20 protein-coding genes are annotated in these 17,344 nt (G+C 34.7%); 12 read left to right on the top strand and 8 right to left on the bottom strand.

All coding sequences use genetic code 11. The features are described 5' to 3' along the window. Positions 1-192: 192 nt before the first annotated feature. From AC4BB5_RS06375 to AC4BB5_RS06395, 5 genes are all read right to left on the bottom strand, one after another. Positions 193-504 carry a YcxB family protein gene (locus AC4BB5_RS06375; protein ID WP_490458532.1) on the bottom strand — a complete coding sequence of 104 codons (312 nt, stop codon included), beginning with the start codon at positions 502-504 and terminating at the stop codon, positions 193-195. Then, positions 492-2,207, bottom strand: a complete 1,716-nt coding sequence (locus AC4BB5_RS06380; RefSeq protein WP_490458533.1) for an ABC transporter permease/substrate binding protein — start codon at positions 2,205-2,207, stop codon at positions 492-494. The genes AC4BB5_RS06375 and AC4BB5_RS06380 overlap by 13 nt, the downstream gene beginning before the upstream one ends. Beyond that, positions 2,200-3,390 carry a quaternary amine ABC transporter ATP-binding protein gene (locus AC4BB5_RS06385; protein WP_490458534.1) on the bottom strand — a complete coding sequence of 397 codons (1,191 nt, stop codon included), beginning with the start codon at positions 3,388-3,390 and terminating at the stop codon, positions 2,200-2,202. The genes AC4BB5_RS06380 and AC4BB5_RS06385 overlap by 8 nt, the downstream gene beginning before the upstream one ends. 311 nt (positions 3,391-3,701) lie before the next feature. After that, entirely contained in the window at positions 3,702-4,337 is a 636-nt protein-coding gene (locus AC4BB5_RS06390) for a GntR family transcriptional regulator (RefSeq protein WP_490458535.1), read from the bottom strand. A gap of 20 nt (positions 4,338-4,357) precedes the next feature. Beyond that, the gene (locus AC4BB5_RS06395) at positions 4,358-6,298 is read right to left on the bottom strand and encodes an ABC-F family ATP-binding cassette domain-containing protein (protein WP_490458536.1); all 1,941 of its coding nucleotides are present in this window, start codon (positions 6,296-6,298) and stop codon (positions 4,358-4,360) included. Positions 6,299-6,514: 216 nt separating this feature from the next. On the opposite strand from AC4BB5_RS06395, the gene AC4BB5_RS06400 reads away from it, so the two are divergent. Beyond that, positions 6,515-7,180, top strand: coding sequence for a redox-sensing transcriptional repressor Rex (locus tag AC4BB5_RS06400; protein ID WP_490458537.1), 666 nt, complete (start codon positions 6,515-6,517; stop codon positions 7,178-7,180). A 67-nt stretch (positions 7,181-7,247) separates the two neighbouring features. Here AC4BB5_RS06400 and AC4BB5_RS06405 read toward each other — a convergent pair whose 3' ends face one another. Beyond that, positions 7,248-7,916 (bottom strand): CPBP family intramembrane glutamic endopeptidase, encoded by a 669-nt coding sequence (locus tag AC4BB5_RS06405; RefSeq protein WP_490459033.1) that lies wholly within the window; start codon positions 7,914-7,916, stop codon positions 7,248-7,250. 87 nt (positions 7,917-8,003) lie between these two features. Continuing rightward, positions 8,004-8,186 (bottom strand): hypothetical protein, encoded by a 183-nt coding sequence (locus tag AC4BB5_RS06410; RefSeq protein ID WP_010765555.1) that lies wholly within the window; start codon positions 8,184-8,186, stop codon positions 8,004-8,006. Positions 8,187-8,455: 269 nt separating this feature from the next. Here AC4BB5_RS06410 and groES point away from each other — a divergent pair, with 269 nt between their 5' ends. From groES to AC4BB5_RS06455, 9 genes are all read left to right on the top strand, one after another. After that, positions 8,456-8,740 carry a co-chaperone GroES gene (groES, locus tag AC4BB5_RS06415; RefSeq protein ID WP_086312420.1) on the top strand — a complete coding sequence of 95 codons (285 nt, stop codon included), beginning with the start codon at positions 8,456-8,458 and terminating at the stop codon, positions 8,738-8,740. 62 nt (positions 8,741-8,802) lie between these two features. Beyond that, on the top strand, positions 8,803-10,431 hold the full coding sequence (gene groL, locus AC4BB5_RS06420) for a chaperonin GroEL (RefSeq protein ID WP_025868464.1): 1,629 nt from the start codon (positions 8,803-8,805) through the stop codon (positions 10,429-10,431). A gap of 717 nt (positions 10,432-11,148) precedes the next feature. Further along, positions 11,149-11,847, top strand: coding sequence for a hypothetical protein (locus AC4BB5_RS06425; protein WP_490458538.1), 699 nt, complete (start codon positions 11,149-11,151; stop codon positions 11,845-11,847). A 375-nt stretch (positions 11,848-12,222) separates the two neighbouring features. Beyond that, positions 12,223-12,411: a hypothetical protein gene (locus tag AC4BB5_RS06430; protein ID WP_490458539.1), complete on the top strand. Its 189-nt coding sequence runs from the start codon at positions 12,223-12,225 to the stop codon at positions 12,409-12,411. A 23-nt stretch (positions 12,412-12,434) separates the two neighbouring features. Further along, the gene (locus AC4BB5_RS06435) at positions 12,435-12,875 is read left to right on the top strand and encodes a hypothetical protein (RefSeq protein ID WP_490458540.1); all 441 of its coding nucleotides are present in this window, start codon (positions 12,435-12,437) and stop codon (positions 12,873-12,875) included. A gap of 356 nt (positions 12,876-13,231) precedes the next feature. Beyond that, on the top strand, positions 13,232-13,702 hold the full coding sequence (locus tag AC4BB5_RS06440) for a hypothetical protein (protein WP_490458541.1): 471 nt from the start codon (positions 13,232-13,234) through the stop codon (positions 13,700-13,702). A gap of 55 nt (positions 13,703-13,757) precedes the next feature. Continuing rightward, a complete protein-coding gene (locus AC4BB5_RS06445; protein WP_490458542.1) occupies positions 13,758-13,937 on the top strand; it encodes a hypothetical protein in 180 nt (59 codons plus the stop codon). Positions 13,938-14,019: 82 nt separating this feature from the next. Then, positions 14,020-14,334, top strand: coding sequence for a hypothetical protein (locus tag AC4BB5_RS06450; protein WP_490458543.1), 315 nt, complete (start codon positions 14,020-14,022; stop codon positions 14,332-14,334). Positions 14,335-14,419: 85 nt separating this feature from the next. Continuing rightward, positions 14,420-14,806: a RidA family protein gene (locus tag AC4BB5_RS06455; RefSeq protein WP_490458544.1), complete on the top strand. Its 387-nt coding sequence runs from the start codon at positions 14,420-14,422 to the stop codon at positions 14,804-14,806. Between the two features lie 151 nt (positions 14,807-14,957). On the opposite strand, the gene AC4BB5_RS06460 is transcribed toward AC4BB5_RS06455, so the two are convergent. Further along, complete coding sequence (locus tag AC4BB5_RS06460) at positions 14,958-15,704, bottom strand: TraX family protein (protein WP_490458545.1); 747 nt, start codon at positions 15,702-15,704, stop codon at positions 14,958-14,960. Positions 15,705-15,957: 253 nt separating this feature from the next. On the opposite strand from AC4BB5_RS06460, the gene AC4BB5_RS06465 reads away from it, so the two are divergent. Continuing rightward, a complete protein-coding gene (locus tag AC4BB5_RS06465) occupies positions 15,958-16,089 on the top strand; it encodes a hypothetical protein (RefSeq protein WP_490458546.1) in 132 nt (43 codons plus the stop codon). Between the two features lie 385 nt (positions 16,090-16,474). Beyond that, the gene (locus AC4BB5_RS06470; protein ID WP_490458547.1) at positions 16,475-17,329 is read left to right on the top strand and encodes an HAD-IIB family hydrolase; all 855 of its coding nucleotides are present in this window, start codon (positions 16,475-16,477) and stop codon (positions 17,327-17,329) included. The last annotated feature ends 15 nt before the right edge of the window (positions 17,330-17,344 follow it).

The following is a 17,344-nucleotide window of genomic DNA, read 5'->3' on the forward strand; positions in this document are numbered from 1 at the left end:
ATAGAAAACTTAAATGATTTAGGCATAGTTTCTTCAAATATTCACGTTATTATATATTCATACCCAATAACAAACCCAAACAAAACACTTTTTCATTTTTACTCCTCAAGTAAAAAGAACTCCTTTACCGCTCGATCACCCAGTCGAGCGGTTATTTTTGTTGTAAAATAGTTGCGGAAATTTAATGCTCGATTAGTTCCAAAATTCATATGAATCAACCATTTTTTCGGAAATCAATTTCTTTAATTGAGAAAGTTCTTCTTGCTGCAACTCTTTTTTTTGAATTAATACAACAGAGGTTGCGTTTAGTTGCAGTGCAATAAAATCGTTTGTTTCAATGCATTGGACGAATACGGACCATTCATAAGTGGAAACAGATAACTGTGTTCTTATTTCAACGAATTCATCTGTAATAAGATAGTCCTTTTCAACGAAAAATGATTTAGATGTTAAAAAAGTACTGACCATAAAAATTACGGTCAGCACTTTTTTTATTTTTTCCACTCAGCGACTTCGTTTGAATGACTATCGATCCAATTTCTAGCGGCTTGTGTTGGTTCAGTTCCATTGTTTATTTCTAACATAACAGATTCCATATCTTCTTTTGTCCAATGGAAATTTTTCAAGATGTTATAAGCTTCAGGATTTTCTTTTTCCAATCCTTTTCTAGCCATTGTATGAATGGCTTCTTCTTTACCCATCGTGCCTTTTGGATCTTCTAAATATTTAAGATCATATTTCGCAAACATCCAATGAGGTGACCAACCAGTGATCACGATTTCTTCTTTGTTTTTGATGGCTTGTCCAAGTGCCACTGTCATCGCGCCAGAAGAAGAGGTTTCAACTGACCAATCAGATAAGTTGTTATAAGCTTTTTGTGTTTTTTCAGCAGCCGCAACAACTCCTGCACCAGGTTCGATCCCAGTGATTTTTTTACCGGCTTGATCTTTTAAATCTTCGATTGAATTAACGTCCATATATTGCGGAACGACGATACCAAGTTTAGCGCCTTTTAAGTTTTCACCTAAATCATCCACTTTATCTTTGTATTGTTTGTATTGCTCACCATGTGTTCCAGGAAGCCAAGCGGCAACCATTGCATCTGTTTCTCCTTTAGAGATTGACTCCCACATAATGGCGTTATCTAATGGTGTTAGTGAGACATTGTACCCGACATCTTTTAAAACTTCACCGACAACATGAGTTGAGGCAACTTCTGTATCCCATTCTACATAAGAAAGAGAAATACTTTTTTCTTCATTTTTAGTAGAAGAGAACAGCGTTGAGCCGCCAATCAAAGCGATAATTGCGACAATAGCAATCGCAGTTCCACCAATTTTTTGTTTTTTAGATAGCTTTGATTTAGCTGGTGTTGTTTTTTTCTTATTTAAATTCTGAGTAAAACGATCGATGATAATGGCTAAAATAACTAACGCAACACCATTAACAAAGCCATTTCCGACTTGGGCACGTTGTAAGGCAGAAAGGACGCCACGGCCAAGACCAGGAGCTCCGATCATTGAAGCGATAACTACCATTGAAAGTGCAAGCATTGTTGTTTGATTGACACCTGCCATAATGGTACTTTTTGCTAATGGTAATTCCAACTTAAATAACTTTTGCCAACCTGTGCTACCAAATGAATCAGAAGCTTCAACTAGTTCTTTCGGCACTTGGCGAATCCCAAGATTCGTAAAACGAACAGTTGGTGGTAAAGCAAAGATCACTGAGGCAAATACCCCAGGAACCATACCAATTCCGAAGAAGGCAACTGCTGGAATCAAATAAACAAATCCAGGCATTGTTTGCATGAAATCTAAAATAGGTGTAATAATACTTTGCGCTTTGCTACTCTTGGCCATTAAAATTCCAAGTGGTACCCCAATAACGATCGAAACCACACTAGAGAGTAAAACTAAAGTCACAGTACTCATCAAATCTGTCCATAGATTTTGGTTATAAATAAAAAGTAACCCGATCAATGTAAACAAACTTAAACCAATTTTCTTATTTGAAATAAAGAATGCAATGGCAGTTAAAATAAGAATAAATAGTAGGGGAGGAATTGCAACTAATAGGGAAGTAATTCCGTCCATTAAACTTTGACCTGTTGATTGGAAGAAACTGAACACTCCTGAAAAAGTATTCGTCATCCATTCTGTGATCGCTTCGACCCAACTTGCTACGGGTAATTGATAATTATTCATTGATAGTCACCTCTGTTTCTGCTAATGCTTCAAGAACGCTGCCTCGAATTACAACACCAAGCAATTTATTGTTGTCCGTTACGGCAACTGGGGTAGGTGAATCATAGATGATTGGAAAAATATCATTAACAAGCATATCTTTGTCGATAGAAGTAATATCTGTATCCACATAGTCCGTTAATGGTTTGCCCGCTTTACGTGCTTCCAACGCTCGTTCCGCTCGGACGACCCCTTTTAATTGACGTTTTTTATCAACGGCTAAAAGCATACTGACTTCTTCTTGACGCATCCGTGTTAGAGCAACGGTTGGGCCGTCAATTTCAATATTGGTTGTTAGTGCTGGCACCATGATATTTTGTGCAGTTAAAACTTTCGAACGATCCACATCTTCAACGAAGGTACGAACATAATCATTGGCAGGGTTTGTCAAAATTTCTTCACCAGTACCAATCTGCATAATCTGACCGTCTTTCATTAGAGCGATTCGATCTCCAATCCGTAGAGCTTCATTTAAATCGTGGGTGATAAAGATGATCGTCTTTTTCACATTTTCTTGTAAATCGACTAATTCATCTTGCATTTCCCGACGAATCAACGGATCAAGAGCTGAGAAGGCTTCATCCATCAGTAAAATTTCTGGGTCGTTAGCTAAAGCTCTGGCTAAGCCGACACGTTGTTGCATCCCACCAGATAGCTGATTAGGAAACTGATCTTTAAAAGCTAACAAACTCGAGTTTTCTAACGCTTGTTCGGCTTTTGCAGTTCGCTCTTCTTTTGGTACACCACGAACTTCTAAACCATATTCAGTGTTTTCTAAAATAGTACGGTGAGGGAAGAGACCAAAATTTTGGAAAACCATGCTCATCTTGTTACGACGAACTTCTCTAAGTCCTTCTTTGTCCAATTTTGAGATGTCTTGATTATCGATAAAAATATTTCCAGAAGTGGGTTCGATCAAACGATTCAAAAGACGAATCAACGTTGATTTACCACTACCAGAAAGACCCATGATTACGAAAATCTCTCCTTCTTCTACTTCAAAATTTACATCGTAAACGCCGACAGTAGCACCAGTTTTTTTCAAAATCTCGGTTTTATCTTTGTTTTCTTTGATCATATCCAGTGCTTGTTTTGATTTTTTACCGAATATTTTTGTTAAATGCGAAACTTTTACTTTGGGCAAAACAAAATTCCTCCTTATTTTAAAAGCTGAACGAGCTCGTACAGTCTCAACAGGAAAATAGGAAAATCAGAGAGTGGCGCTTTATGCCACAATCGAATTTTATCTTTTTTCTGAGGAGTTAGTATACGAAACTAGAAAGCTATAACACTAAAACTTGATTTACATGTAAAGAAAATCATTTTCTTTTCTGTAAAAAAGTGACCATTCTAGGTTAACATCGTGTAGTCACTTTGTCAAATTGGAGCATATAACGACGGACAATAAAAAAGAAGAGCAGGCAAACCACAATTGGTTTAATTGCTCTTTAAACTTTATACATTCGGATAGAAAAAATTCTGAACCCGTTGTAATGTTGATTCGTGACCAACAAAATAAATCGTATCTCCAGCGGTCAGTTTTGCATATGGACCAGGAGACACTAGCAATTCATCACCGTGCTTGATTGCAATCAAGGTAGCTGACGTACTTTGCCATAAATTTAGTTCACTGATCGTCATCTCAAGGTGTGAAGCATCATTCGTTAATGTAAAGGTTACTGGATTTAGCGGGTTGAACGAGTCAAAACGTTTGGTTTGATCAACCAGCTTATCTAATATTTCTGAGAAATAACTTAATTCTTCTTTTTGCTTTTTTACACTATCAATTAGATCTTCTTTTAAATCATGGATCGACTGGACATCTTGGTATTGATCGACGAAGAGTTTAGCTTTCTCCATTGAATGAACATAGAAGCCACTGCCGTGTTTCGCTTGGACGATTTCTAAATCAACCAAAACACTGATTGCCTTGCGAGCAGTTTCCGGAGAAACACTGTATTTGTTAGCAAGAGTAGAGCGTGCATGAATTTTATCGCCAACAGGAAATGTTCGATCAACGATTTTTGCCGCAACGTCTACGGCAATCTGCTGATACTTTGGTTTCGTCACATTCATACGTTTTGAAGTCATATTTGACCGCCTTTCGACTGTTAATTATCTTCTAATTCTTCAAGTTCTAAACTAAGGTTTTCCCAGTCGGTTAGTAACTGTTCTTGTTGTATTCTTTGTGATTCTAGTTCTTCATTTAATGACATTAACTTCACATGATCATCAACAAGTGCTGGATCGGTCATCGATTGTTCCAATTCAGCAATCGTTGTATCTAAATTAGCCAAGTTTTCTTCGATTTGTGTAATTTTTCGATTTAAATTACGCAGGATTTTTTGTTGCTCTTTATTTTGATAAAAGTCATTTTTGGGTTTTGTAGTTTCTGTTTGTATAAGACTGGATTCTTCAACCAATAATGCCGCTAATTCTTCCTCTTCTTTTTTCTTCTCTAAGTAATAATCGTAATCGCCCAAGTATAATTTACTACCGGTTTCAGAAAGTTCAATAACTTTCGTTGCGATTCTATTAATGAAGTAACGGTCATGAGAAACAAATAATAGTGTCCCTTCATAGTCGATCAGAGCATTTTCTAAAACTTCTTTATTGTCGATGTCTAAATGGTTTGTTGGTTCATCTAGGATCAAGAAATTTTCTTTATCCATAGATAATTTAGCTAAAGCAACGCGCGCTTTTTCACCACCACTTAGAAGTGGAATCGTTTTTTCTACATCATTTCCACTGAATAAAAAGCTGCCTAAAACATTCCGTATATCTTTTTCAGGAGTTGCGGGATGTTCATCCCAAAGCTCGGCTAAAACAGTCTTTGTCCCATGGAGGTTCGCTTGTTCTTGGTCATAATAGCCAATTTGGACATTAGTACCTAACGTTGCGTTCCCTTTAATGAAGGGAATACTTCCGATAATCGATTTTAGTAAGGTCGATTTACCGATTCCATTTGGTCCAACAAGAGCAATGGCTTCTTGTCTACGAATATCTAAAGACACTGGCTCAGATAAAATTCGAGCATCATAACCAATCGCAGCATCTTCTACTTGTAAAACAACATTTCCAGAAGTTTTCTCAATAGCAAATAGAAAATTAGCTGATTTTTCATCGCCTTGAGGTCGATCTAAACGTTCCATTTTTTCTAAAGTTTTTCTGCGACTTTGAGCTCGTTTAGTGGTTGACGCTCTAACTAGATTGCGGGCAACAAAGTCTTCCAGTTTATTGATCTCAGTTTGTTGTTTTTCATAAGCTTTCCACTCACTGGTTAATTGTTCGGCTTTTAGTTCTAAATATTTAGAGTAGTTCCCTTTGTAATAGCGCATTTTATGGCGGCTGATTTCGTAGACTTCTGTAACGACTTTATCTAAGAAATATCGGTCATGAGAAACAATCAAAAGAGCGCCAGAATAACTCGGTAAGTAATTTTCTAACCAAGAAAGAGTATCAATATCCAAATGGTTCGTCGGTTCATCGAGAATCAATATATCCGGTTTTTGCAACAACATACGAGCTAAAGCTAGACGTGTTTTTTGACCACCAGACAAGGTGCTGATCTGTTTAGAATAAAATGCTTCTTGAAAACCAAAACCGTGTAGGACAGAACGAATCTCATTTTCATAGCCATAACCATTTTTTTCTGAAAATTCGTGTTGCAATCTATCATATTCTTTCATAACTGATTCGTAGTTTGAAGCATTGGGCAACAGTTCACTGATGATCAATTCTAATTCGCGCATTCGTTTTTCCATTGTGATCACTTCAACAAAAGCTTCAAGCATTTCGTCCCAAACAGTTTTATCAGAATCAAGTCCAGTATCTTGGGCTAAGTAACCTAGACTGGCAGTTTTATTTTTAGCAATAGTACCAGCATCAGGTGCATCGATACCAGCGATTATTTTTAAAAGAGTAGATTTACCAGCACCGTTACGGCCGACTAAAGCGATCCGACTGTTTGTGCTGATCTCCATTTGTATGTTTTCAAACAAAGTGTCTGCACCGAAGTATCGGGCGATTTGGTTTGCTTGGAGTAAAATCATGGGGCATCCTCATTTCTATTTCAATGCCTTTAGTGTAGCATAAATTGATTGGAAAAAGCACCTATCCTATAGTAAGAGGAAAATTTTTTCTAAGATAATTTAAGAAAGTTTGAAAAATATTTCTTTTCCTGAGCTGTAAGATTGCTTTTTATCTGGAACAACTGATATTATGAGAGTTGGATATTTGTCTATATTTTGAGTATTGGAGGTACGATTGTGAAAGACCAAATTATTCCAAAAGCAACGGCACGACGCCTTCCCCTATATTATCGTTATTTGAGAATCCTACATGATGCAGGAAAAAATAAAGTGTCATCTACAGAGCTCAGTGATGCAGTGCAAGTAGATAGCGCGACGATTCGACGAGATTTTTCATATTTTGGCGAATTAGGTAAACGTGGTTACGGATATGATGTAGAGAATCTAATGAATTTCTTTGCAAAAACATTGAATGATGATGAGCTAACGAATGTAGCTTTGATTGGTGTAGGGAACTTAGGAAGTGCCTTACTGAAATATAAATTTCATCAAAGTAATAGTATTCGAGTAAGTTGTGCATTTGATGTTAACGACGACATTGTTGGTAGAATTGTCGACGGAATACCAGTTTATCCAATGAGCGATATGATGGAACAGATTCGCATACAGCAAATCGAAGTGGCTATTTTGACTTTGCCAGCTAGAAAAGCACAAGAAGTCGTAAGTCAGCTAGCCGATGCAGGAGTGAAAGGAATTTTGAACTTTACCGCTGCTCGTTTAGTTGCGCCGCCAGATGTGTTGATTCAAAATGTAGATTTGACGAATGAATTACAAACGTTGATTTACTTCTTGCATCATGACAGTGAGTTAATTGACACTGAAGTTGAAGAAGAGAAAGAGTAATAAAAAAATCCCTGTGAGTGCACTTCTGATAAAAAATGCACTCACAGGGGTTTTTATATTGTAAAATTTATTTAGGCAGTTTGATATTTCCATAATGTAAGGCTAATTGAGCAATTACAACCAGCGTGTTCATGCCACAATGAGCAATAATTGAAGTCCAAATTTTTCCAGTCATTTTATACAAGAAGGCAAAAAAGAAGCCCATGAAAAAATAGACAAAAAAATGACCGTCTTGATGGATAAGTGAAAACAAGGAAGAACTAATGATAGCAGAAATCCAAAAGCCTGTATATTTTTCCGTTAAACCGATCAAAGAACGGCGAAATACAAATTCTTCCATAATAGGACCACCAATAGTCGTTGCTAAAATAAAAAGTGGATTAGTCAGAATTATAGCAATAATATTTTGAGTATTTTCTGAACTAGGCTCAGCTCCTGTGATGGCTGTTTCTATACTAAGAACAACGGCTTGAATAATCATTGCGATTAAAATCCCACTGAAACCAAGTAAGGTAGTAAAGACCGGAGAAGTCAATTTAGCCTCTTTTTCAACGATTGTCGTAGCAGAATTTTTATTTTTGTAATAAAGCCAGATCATTAAGCTAGCACCACAAATATAAGTGAAGGTTGTTCCTGCAATCACGATATCTGGTGAAAACAGTCTGAAAATAAATGGTGAAAAAAACACGACGCCATATAATAAGATTGTCGCAATGCTTAATTTTTTTATAGACATATTGGTTGGTTTCAAAATACAAAACTCCTTTCAATTGTTTCAGAATACTAAAAGTATACCATAGCCAACTGCGATTTTAGCAGATGATTATTTTTTATGATTATTTCGATACCCTAGTAGTAGAAAGATAAATACGAAGAAAAAAGCAGCTTCCCATAAAGTAGTTGTCCAGTCGAAACGTCTGCTCACTCCAAAAAAGAAATTACCGACATTTGCAATAATTAAATAAAGACCTGTTATCGTTAACGCTCCTGTGATTCGTTGTTTCATTTCAATCGCCTCTCTTTCTAATCTATATTTTACCACGAAATGAAGAATGACGAAGGAATAGAGTAATGTAACGTGGAAGGCTTTAAGGTATTTGATTGGTAGAATCCTTAAAACGGAATGCAGCTTAAATCTAGTAGTAGAATAATTTGATAAAATTAGTCAAAAGACTTGCAAAACGAAAGGGAAATGAGTATTATAAATAGTGTGAGTTAGCACTCGGTAATGAAGAGTGCTAAAAATGATAAATATTTTTTATGGAGGGATTTATTGTGTTAAAACCATTAAGCGATCGCGTCGTTATTGAAGTCGCGAAAGAAGAAGAAAAAACAGTCGGAGGCATCGTCTTAGCATCAGCCGCCCAAGAAAAGCCTCAAACAGGAAAAGTTATCGCAGTCGGTGAAGGCCGTGTATTAGAAAACGGCACAAAAGTTCCTGCCGATGTTAAAGAAGGCGACACAGTAATGTTTGAAAAATATTCAGGAACAGAAGTTAAATACGAAGGAAATGACTATTTGATCGTTTCTGGCAAAGATATCATTGCTATCGTCGAGTAATCATTATTTAACGTAATCAACCATTTTAAATAGAAAAAATAAAATTTTGAGGTGAAGGAATTATGGCAAAAGAAATTAAATTTGCAGAAGATGCGCGTGCAGCAATGCTTCGTGGAGTAGATATTTTAGCGGATACAGTAAAAGTAACATTAGGTCCTAAAGGTCGTAACGTTGTTTTAGAAAAATCTTTTGGATCACCATTAATCACAAATGATGGCGTAACGATTGCAAAAGAAATCGAATTAGAAGATCACTTTGAAAATATGGGAGCGAAATTAGTTTCTGAAGTTGCTTCTAAAACTAATGATATCGCAGGAGATGGTACAACAACTGCGACCGTATTAACGCAAGCAATCGTCCGTGAAGGATTGAAAAACGTTACTGCTGGTGCTAATCCATTAGGAATCCGCCGTGGAATCGAATTAGCGACAAAAGCTGCTGTTGAAGAATTACACAATATTTCAACTGTTGTAGATTCTAAAGAAGCAATTGCACAAGTGGCAGCTGTTTCTTCTGGTTCTGATCGTGTTGGGCAATTAATCGCTGACGCAATGGAAAAAGTTGGCAATGACGGTGTTATTACGATTGAAGAATCAAAAGGAATCGAAACAGAACTTGATGTAGTTGAAGGAATGCAATTTGACCGTGGTTATTTATCACAATATATGGTGACGGATAATGATAAGATGGAAGCAGCTTTAGAAAATCCATATATCTTGATCACTGATAAAAAAATCTCTAATATCCAAGATATCTTACCGTTGTTAGAACAAATTTTACAACAAAGCCGTCCACTATTGATTATTGCTGATGATGTTGATGGAGAAGCATTACCAACATTAGTTTTAAACAAAATCCGTGGAACATTCAACGTTGTGGCTGTTAAAGCACCAGGCTTTGGTGACCGTCGTAAAGCAATGCTTGAAGATATCGCTATCTTAACTGGTGGTACTGTAATCACTGATGATCTAGGACTTGAATTAAAAGATACAACAATTGAAAATCTTGGGAATGCAAGTAAAGTTGTTGTAGATAAAGACAATACAACTATCGTTGAAGGCGCAGGAGAAAAAGCAGCAATCGATGCTCGTGTTCAATTGATCAAAAATCAAATTGCTGAAACAACATCAGATTTTGACCGTGAAAAACTACAGGAACGTTTAGCTAAATTGGCTGGCGGAGTTGCCGTTGTCAAAGTTGGAGCAGCTACTGAAACAGAGTTAAAAGAATTGAAACTTCGTATTGAAGATGCATTAAATGCAACTCGTGCGGCTGTTGAAGAAGGTATGGTTTCTGGTGGTGGTACTGCACTAGTGAACGTTATTGGCAAAGTCACTGCTTTAGAAGCCGAAGGCGATGTAGCGACAGGTGTGAAAATCGTTGTTCGCGCTTTAGAAGAACCAATTCGTCAAATTGCTGAAAATGCTGGCTATGAAGGCTCAGTAATCGTAGACAAATTAAAAAATATCGATTTAGGTATCGGCTTTAATGCTGCCAATGGCGAGTGGGTAAACATGGTTGAAGCGGGAATCGTTGACCCTACAAAAGTAACTCGTTCAGCATTACAAAATGCGGCATCAGTCGCTGCATTATTATTAACAACAGAAGCAGTTGTTGCAGATAAACCTGAACCAGCAGGTGCTGCAATGCCTCCAATGGATCCTTCAATGGGAATGGGCGGCATGATGTAGTTACTAACTAAGAACCTTGATAATTCAAGGTTCTTTTTTTATTTTGCTAGTAGATAGGAGGCCAAAGGGATTTTTTAATGCATGACGATTGGACTATGCTTAAATCAATAGTACATACAGGTATTAGGATTTCTTAGGTAGAATATGATAAAAATATCAAAAATGCTATTATTCTTGAACAAAATGTTGAAGTGATTTTAAAAAGAATTGTTCTAATTGAACGAGAAATATATTATAGTTATAGTAGATTAATATTGTAATGATAATTTATAGAGGTGTGGTAAACGGGAAAATTTTAGTAGAGGTCAAATATCAAGCAATTCAGATTTAAATTGTTTAAACCTTTGAATTAGATAACTGGGTATTCTTTATGTAAGGTGTATAGAGAAAAACGTGTGAGAAGTATATACAAATGAAGTAAGACAGATAACAATTATTGAGCTAGTGACTTTACAATAACCTAAATTAAGCACTTCCCAACAAGGACTAATAAAGAGGTGAATTAGATGATTAAAAAGTTAATGATAAAGACAAGTTTTTGGTTAGCTCTCTCAAATTTTGTGCTAGCGTTTGTTTTCATTCTCATGGGTGGAAGATTTAATCTATTAATTAGCTTTATTTGGTTTGTAAACTTCGTTTTGAATTTAAATATAGCAAGTAAAGAGGTTCATAAACAATCAAACTAGTTTCCCAAAAAGGATCAATTGGAGGAATGAAATGACCAAACAAGGAAAGATAAATAAGGGCAAACTAAAAATACTAGTAATCGTATTTATAACTATACTTACTGCTTGTGGTGAAAATTCTAAAGGCGTACTAGAACAAAACAACGAAGGCAGGTCAGATGATTCTAAAATACAAAAATTTGATAAGAAAAATGATTTAAATAATCTAAAATCGGATATGATCTCGTTAATTTCTCCTTCTGTGTATGCACAACAGTTTGCTAATACGAATGTTTTTACTTTAAATAGAGATTCCACAATTGAAGATTTAATTTTAATTAAAGATGAATTGAATAATAAATTTTACTCTGAATGGAAGATTCTAATTGATGAAAAGAACAAAAAGGTGTTTAGTCTAAAAGAAATCGTTGGTGACCAAAAATTGAGTAAGATTCTTTTTGATCAAACGGACTCAGTGGAAGAAAAAAATGAGGAAATATTTAATCAGTTGAACGATATTCATAATCAAGAACAATTAAGTACTTTTGTAGAAAACTTAGAAGATATTTACTATTCATATGATACTACAATGAATACTCTAGCAATAGAGTTAGCGTATCTTCCTGATGATCTAGGTTTTACAGAGTATGAGAGTCAAAGGATTGTTGCGAAAACATATTCTCAAGCGTTGCATAAGTATGGTGAACAAAGGAGTGCAGAAAAATTTGATAAGGAAAATTTAATTGATTAGTATCTATTCAAGTTATTTTCAAAAAGGATTAGTAAAAAAGGGACAGTATGTAAAAATGATAAAGAATGGATTGATAGCGGTATAATCTCAATTCAAAGAGAGTGTGATAAAAATGCAATACCCCAGAGGATTCAAATACTACGAATGATGCATTGATCTCTACAGTAATTATTTTGATCGATCGTGCTAAGACAATAAAGTATTTAACTGATAATGATAGATATGAATTTATCGGAATTTTAGTAAAATCCTATTTAGAATTGCATGTAAATATGAGTTACATTCTTGAAAAAAATTGATTTGAAAGCGTAATCTTATTGCTAATACTACAAAATGAGAGTAATAGAAAAATTTAATAATTTAGGAGGAGTAAAAATGAGAACGTACGAATGTGAAAACTGTGGAGAGCTGTTTAAGAAAGAGGAGCTTTGTAGTGATTCGTTCAAGGATGGTCAATATTTTTGTAAGAGCTGTTCGGATGAGTTGATGGAAGCAGGTTGGAACGCAGTGGATCCAGATCATAACTTTGAGTCATTTTCAGATTGGGACGAAAATGGACATTAAAATGGATCAGTTGGAGGAAAAGAATGATTATATTTTTGTCATATGGTCTGTTTATTATGTATGTTATTACTAGGCTTTGTATTGCTGCTAGTTATAGTCATACCAAAAAAATCTGTAGAAAATTAGAAGAACAAATTGAAAAAACTTGGGTAGTCCCTTACTTTAACGGCGGGCAAATAGAAACACAACCATTGCCCGATAATTATGATGAATTGGTGAGCGAAAGACATAAATATTCTGAAAAGTGGCGAAAGCTGTATTTTTCAGATTCTAAAATAAAAAGGTATGGTGGGATTTTAATCGGACTAATTTCTTTAATTTTAGTATGGGTCAACTATCAGGATAACAGTGAGAAAGTAAACTTACTTTTGGTAATGTTGCCACCAATTGTAAATCTGTACAATGTATTTTTTGAACGGTATGAAGTGAGTTTTCCAGTAAAAATTCAAAAAATGATTGATTGAATTTAGTCCTAAAAAGGATTAGAAATGATGAAATGAATGTGTAGAAAAGAGAGTACTACTAATATTAGTGTTCTAGCAGCAATCCTGTATATACAATATATAATATGATTCTATAAGGAATGTTGTTTTAAATTTTAGTATTCCGTATATAATCCTATTCATTTCTTTGTTTATCAAAGGTATAAAGAAAAAAGTCAGATTTATTTTAATTTCTTTCGGGTTAGTAGGGATTATTTATTTGGCTCTACATTACTTAATTGGATTTTATAAGCCATATTGGAGAAATTAGTAAAAATAGTAATGATTAAGAAAGATCTAGTGACATTTCAAAAATAAAAATGAAGGGTAGAACAAGTATGAAAAAAATTATTTTTTTTGGTTTATTTTGTACTATAGTGTTAGTTGGCTGTGCAGGAAAGCAATCAGAAGAAGAAGTCGATTCAAAAGATAAAATAAGTGAATCAGTAAATTCAGCTACAACAGAAAATGTAACTCACGAGACGACATCAGAATCTACTGCTAGCAATGAGTCAAATTATACATTGCAAGTGATAAGAAAAATGGCAGAAAGCGGTGAAGATTTAGATACCATTATACTTAATCTTAATGACACACCTGATGAGTACAAAATCTTAGCGGAACCGACTTATTACGAAGATACATATGAATTTATAAGCGGTCCTGATAATGGAAAACCTGTTGCTTATACTGAAAATAAGGAAGATACGGAAAAATATAATTTATCTAAAAATCCTGAATCAGCTTCAATTAAAGATGTAAAACTACTGATAGAAGAATTAAAACAGGAACGAATGCAAAATGAATGATACATGTAAATAAAAGTGAAAAAAATTCTCAAAAAGAATCAGAAAGGAGAGCTCAATGAAAAAAGTAAAGAGTGATTCTATAGCTATAGGTATGTGTTTGGGTGTAGCTTTTGCTATGATTTTTGATAACTTCCCTTTAGGAATAGCTATAGGAGCAGCGATAGGGGCTACGGGGGTTTTTGACAGTAAGAATAAATCAAAGAAAGAAAGGAATAAGAAGGATGAATCCGAATAATGATTCACGAAAAGGATTAATAAAACGGTAAATATATTCTAAAATTGAAAAAAATAAGATGTCAAAGGAAGGAAGTACTACCATGATATATTCAGACTATGAAGCAGAAATAGTAGAGATTATGAATAAAATTTGTCCAGATTTTTCTGAGTATAATTTTTTGAAGACGGATAGATATAAAGGTTCTCTATTTGGTGGATATAATATATATTACAAGTCTGGGGAAAATGGAGTATTAGGCATGATCACAGGCAAAAAAAATCAAAATAAGTACAATTTGGATCGATTTGACAAGAATTTTGAAACTACTGGTGGATTGGATGGTACTCAGAAAGAAGAAGGCTGGACAGGCCAAACGTTGCTTCAACTATTAGAACATTTGCAAACAACTGGGTAATTATATTTCCTATGTGTTATCATCTAATCAATTACACATGGGGAAATATGCGACATACCAAAAAAGATTGATAAGGAGAATTCATATGAACAGAAAAAGCTATACAGGGAAAAATGTATCAGTTTCAGGACCGTATTCACATGCAATTGATGCTGGAAATTACATTTTTTTCTCAGGACAAGTTGCGAAAAATAGCACAACTTATGTTGAGAAAACTGGTAGTATTAAAGAGCAAACAAACCAATGCTTTACGAACTTACAAGAAGTCATGAACGTTTCATCTGTTAGTTTTGATGATGTGGTGAAGGTTAATGTCTATCTAACGCAAATGAAATATTTTGACGATGTGAACGAGGTTTATAAAAAAATATTCAAAGAACCTTTTCCAGCTAGAACATGTGTGGGTGTTCAGGAATTACCATTGGGCGCAGATATTGAAATAGAAGTGGTAGTTTATAAAAATCCTAAATAATTGTGTCCAAAAAAGGTCATGAAAGGAACAACATTACCTAATCATTCACGAGACCGTTGGATAAATGTATAATACATCGAGTATTAGTAAAACCAAAAATAGCAGTCTAGCATCTTTACATGTTAGATTGCTATTTTTTTCAAATGAGTTATTAACTAATTGAGTAGGGAATGATCAAAAAATATTGAAGGCTAGTCAGTACTAACAAATGAACTGGATAAAACCAATAAAAAAAATATTTCCACTGTTTGCCGCGCTGGCCATTATAAAAATAGATTGGCACAAAGGCAAAGGGGCCAAATAAGCTATTTTGTAAAAGAATCACTGCGCCTAAAAGACACTTCAATAAATGATGATCCCTGAATAGATATAAAACGACAATCAATAAAACGCCAATCCAGCCACCATAATCTGTTTGTAACCATTCTGCTAAAAAAATACCAGATCCTACTATTATCAAAGAAAGCAACATCGTTGGGATAGATCGCGTAGACACCTTTTTTAAACCAATGATAACAACCAAACCAATCAAAAGCGTGAAAAAAACATTTTGGTTTCTTAAATCAATAAGTTGGTGTGAAAAAGCTAAATCATAAGGAATTTCAGAAATTAAAGCGAATAGTGCTAAACGTATTAGGTAGCGATTGGTATTTGAAGTGTGGATAAATCCTTCCACAAGTAAAAAACAGAAAATCGGAAATGCGAGTCTGCCAATTATGATAAACACAGGAAAGACAGCTTGAAGCGAGTCTGACAAAGGATGAGTTTCTGGAACAAAAGGAAGTGACATCGCTAGGGAAGGATGAAAAGAGATGATTTTTGCCGTATGATCAAGGAGCATAGCAATAACGGCAATCCATTTTAATTGGCTACCAGAAAAAAAGTGAGTTGTTCCCAATCGTGTTTCTCCTTCTCTAATTATTATTTTGTTGTTTCATTTTAACATAGATAGTTCTATATATTATCGATTTAAGAAAGAATTACGTGACAAGAAATAAAAAAATTATTGATGGAAAGTCATTTATGATTTTTTTATCAACAATTTTTGAAATAGTATATAAAAATGAAAATTTAAACAGATTATTTTTGATTATATGGCGAAAAATATAAGTGATATTGTTATAACAAAAATGGACTAAAGTAATGAATGTATGTATTACATAGAAACAGGGTATGGAATGTTTCAATTAAATGATTATTTAGTCAAAGATGGCGATATTGTTTTTGAAAAAGATGAACAGGCTTTAACATTGACAGGCTTGATGAATGTAGAGAAAGAGTAGAAATTACATCTACTGAAAGAGACACTATTCAGTTTACGATTCTAAAGGGATCAAATAAAATCGACGTTCAACGTATAGGTTCTAAAATAATCATCATTGGACTTCTAGTAAGTATATTGACGTGGCTATGTTTGTTGGCTATTGATTCATATTTTGAAAAACTAGTAATAAAAAAAGAGTTGACTATGAATAAATTCTTAACAAAAGTTTTTTTATGGAAAGAAACATATAGTATAACTAAAAATATTAAGGAGTATGACAGCCAAGTTAAAAAAATATCCTAGATAATTTATGCTATACTCAATTAGTTGAAATAAAAAGGCATATCCTTATTTTATCATGTAAACAAAGGACAATGTGCCAATAAGGAAGAGGAGATTAACGAATGAATATTGTTTTTTGCGATATAGATGGAACATTTCAGGATTTGACTGGTGAAGTGCCAAAGGTCAACTATGAGGCGATCTATGCTTTACAAAAGCAGGGCGATCATTTCGTGTTTATCAGTGGACGAGGGTATGCGCAATTGACCGAATTGATGGAGGAACTAGATAGAGAGTGCGACGTTATATTTAGTAACGGTGGCGGACATAAGTTAGTCGGCGAACCTGTTCAGTATAACCATTGTCTGTCGATGACTGAATGTGAAAGAGTTATTGCTATTTTAGAAGCACGATCTATTTTTTATCATATTCATACAAATGAAGGAATCATTTTAAAACCAGTTGACAATTATGAAGCGAATATTTTAGCATTAAGAAAAAAACTTGAATCCATAGGTGAGACAGGTAAACAAATCATGGATTTCAAAGAAGCCTTCTTCAAGGAGCAGTGTCAGCATGTGGAAAGTCCATTTACTTATTTGATTGAACACCCAGAATTAAAAGTGATGAAAATAGAATTGATGGAGGCAAGTGATGAGGAACATGAAATGTTGCGGGACTTATTGAGTAGTGAGTCGGCAGATGTTTTTTCTTCATTTACGCAATGCTTGGAAATCGTTGACCCAAAAAGTAGCAAAGGTAATGCAATCAAAGAGTTCATGAAAAATTTTCCAGGTGCACGTAGTTACGGTATTGGCGACGGTGAAAATGATTTAGCCATGTTGGAAGTTGTTGATATTCCAGTTGCAGTAGGGAACGCCAAGGAAATTGTGAAAGAGCAGTGTCAGCTGATTATCGGCGATTGCTTAGAGGGTGGAGTTGGAACCTTTATTTTTGAAGAAATCATCAATGGATAAAAACTTAGGTTGTCA

It is taken from the genome of Enterococcus sp. AMC1252 (genome assembly GCF_058216515.1).

Coding starts and splice junctions, on each gene's coding strand:
- AC4BB5_RS06435 (WP_490458540.1), top strand. CDS start 12,435: ATGATTATATTTTTGTCATATGGTCTGTTTATTATGTATGTTATTACT.
- AC4BB5_RS06430 (WP_490458539.1), top strand. CDS start 12,223: ATGAGAACGTACGAATGTGAAAACTGTGGAGAGCTGTTTAAGAAAGAG.
- AC4BB5_RS06465 (WP_490458546.1), top strand. CDS start 15,958: ATGTATTACATAGAAACAGGGTATGGAATGTTTCAATTAAATGATTAT.
- AC4BB5_RS06425 (WP_490458538.1), top strand. CDS start 11,149: ATGACCAAACAAGGAAAGATAAATAAGGGCAAACTAAAAATACTAGTA.
- AC4BB5_RS06455 (WP_490458544.1), top strand. CDS start 14,420: ATGAACAGAAAAAGCTATACAGGGAAAAATGTATCAGTTTCAGGACCG.
- AC4BB5_RS06445 (WP_490458542.1), top strand. CDS start 13,758: ATGAAAAAAGTAAAGAGTGATTCTATAGCTATAGGTATGTGTTTGGGT.
- AC4BB5_RS06405 (WP_490459033.1), bottom strand. CDS start 7,916: ATGTCTATAAAAAAATTAAGCATTGCGACAATCTTATTATATGGCGTC.
- AC4BB5_RS06410 (WP_010765555.1), bottom strand. CDS start 8,186: ATGAAACAACGAATCACAGGAGCGTTAACGATAACAGGTCTTTATTTA.
- AC4BB5_RS06395 (WP_490458536.1), bottom strand. CDS start 6,298: ATGATTTTACTCCAAGCAAACCAAATCGCCCGATACTTCGGTGCAGAC.
- groL (WP_025868464.1), top strand. CDS start 8,803: ATGGCAAAAGAAATTAAATTTGCAGAAGATGCGCGTGCAGCAATGCTT.
- AC4BB5_RS06390 (WP_490458535.1), bottom strand. CDS start 4,337: ATGACTTCAAAACGTATGAATGTGACGAAACCAAAGTATCAGCAGATT.
- AC4BB5_RS06450 (WP_490458543.1), top strand. CDS start 14,020: ATGATATATTCAGACTATGAAGCAGAAATAGTAGAGATTATGAATAAA.
- AC4BB5_RS06380 (WP_490458533.1), bottom strand. CDS start 2,207: ATGAATAATTATCAATTACCCGTAGCAAGTTGGGTCGAAGCGATCACA.
- AC4BB5_RS06470 (WP_490458547.1), top strand. CDS start 16,475: ATGAATATTGTTTTTTGCGATATAGATGGAACATTTCAGGATTTGACT.
- AC4BB5_RS06440 (WP_490458541.1), top strand. CDS start 13,232: ATGAAAAAAATTATTTTTTTTGGTTTATTTTGTACTATAGTGTTAGTT.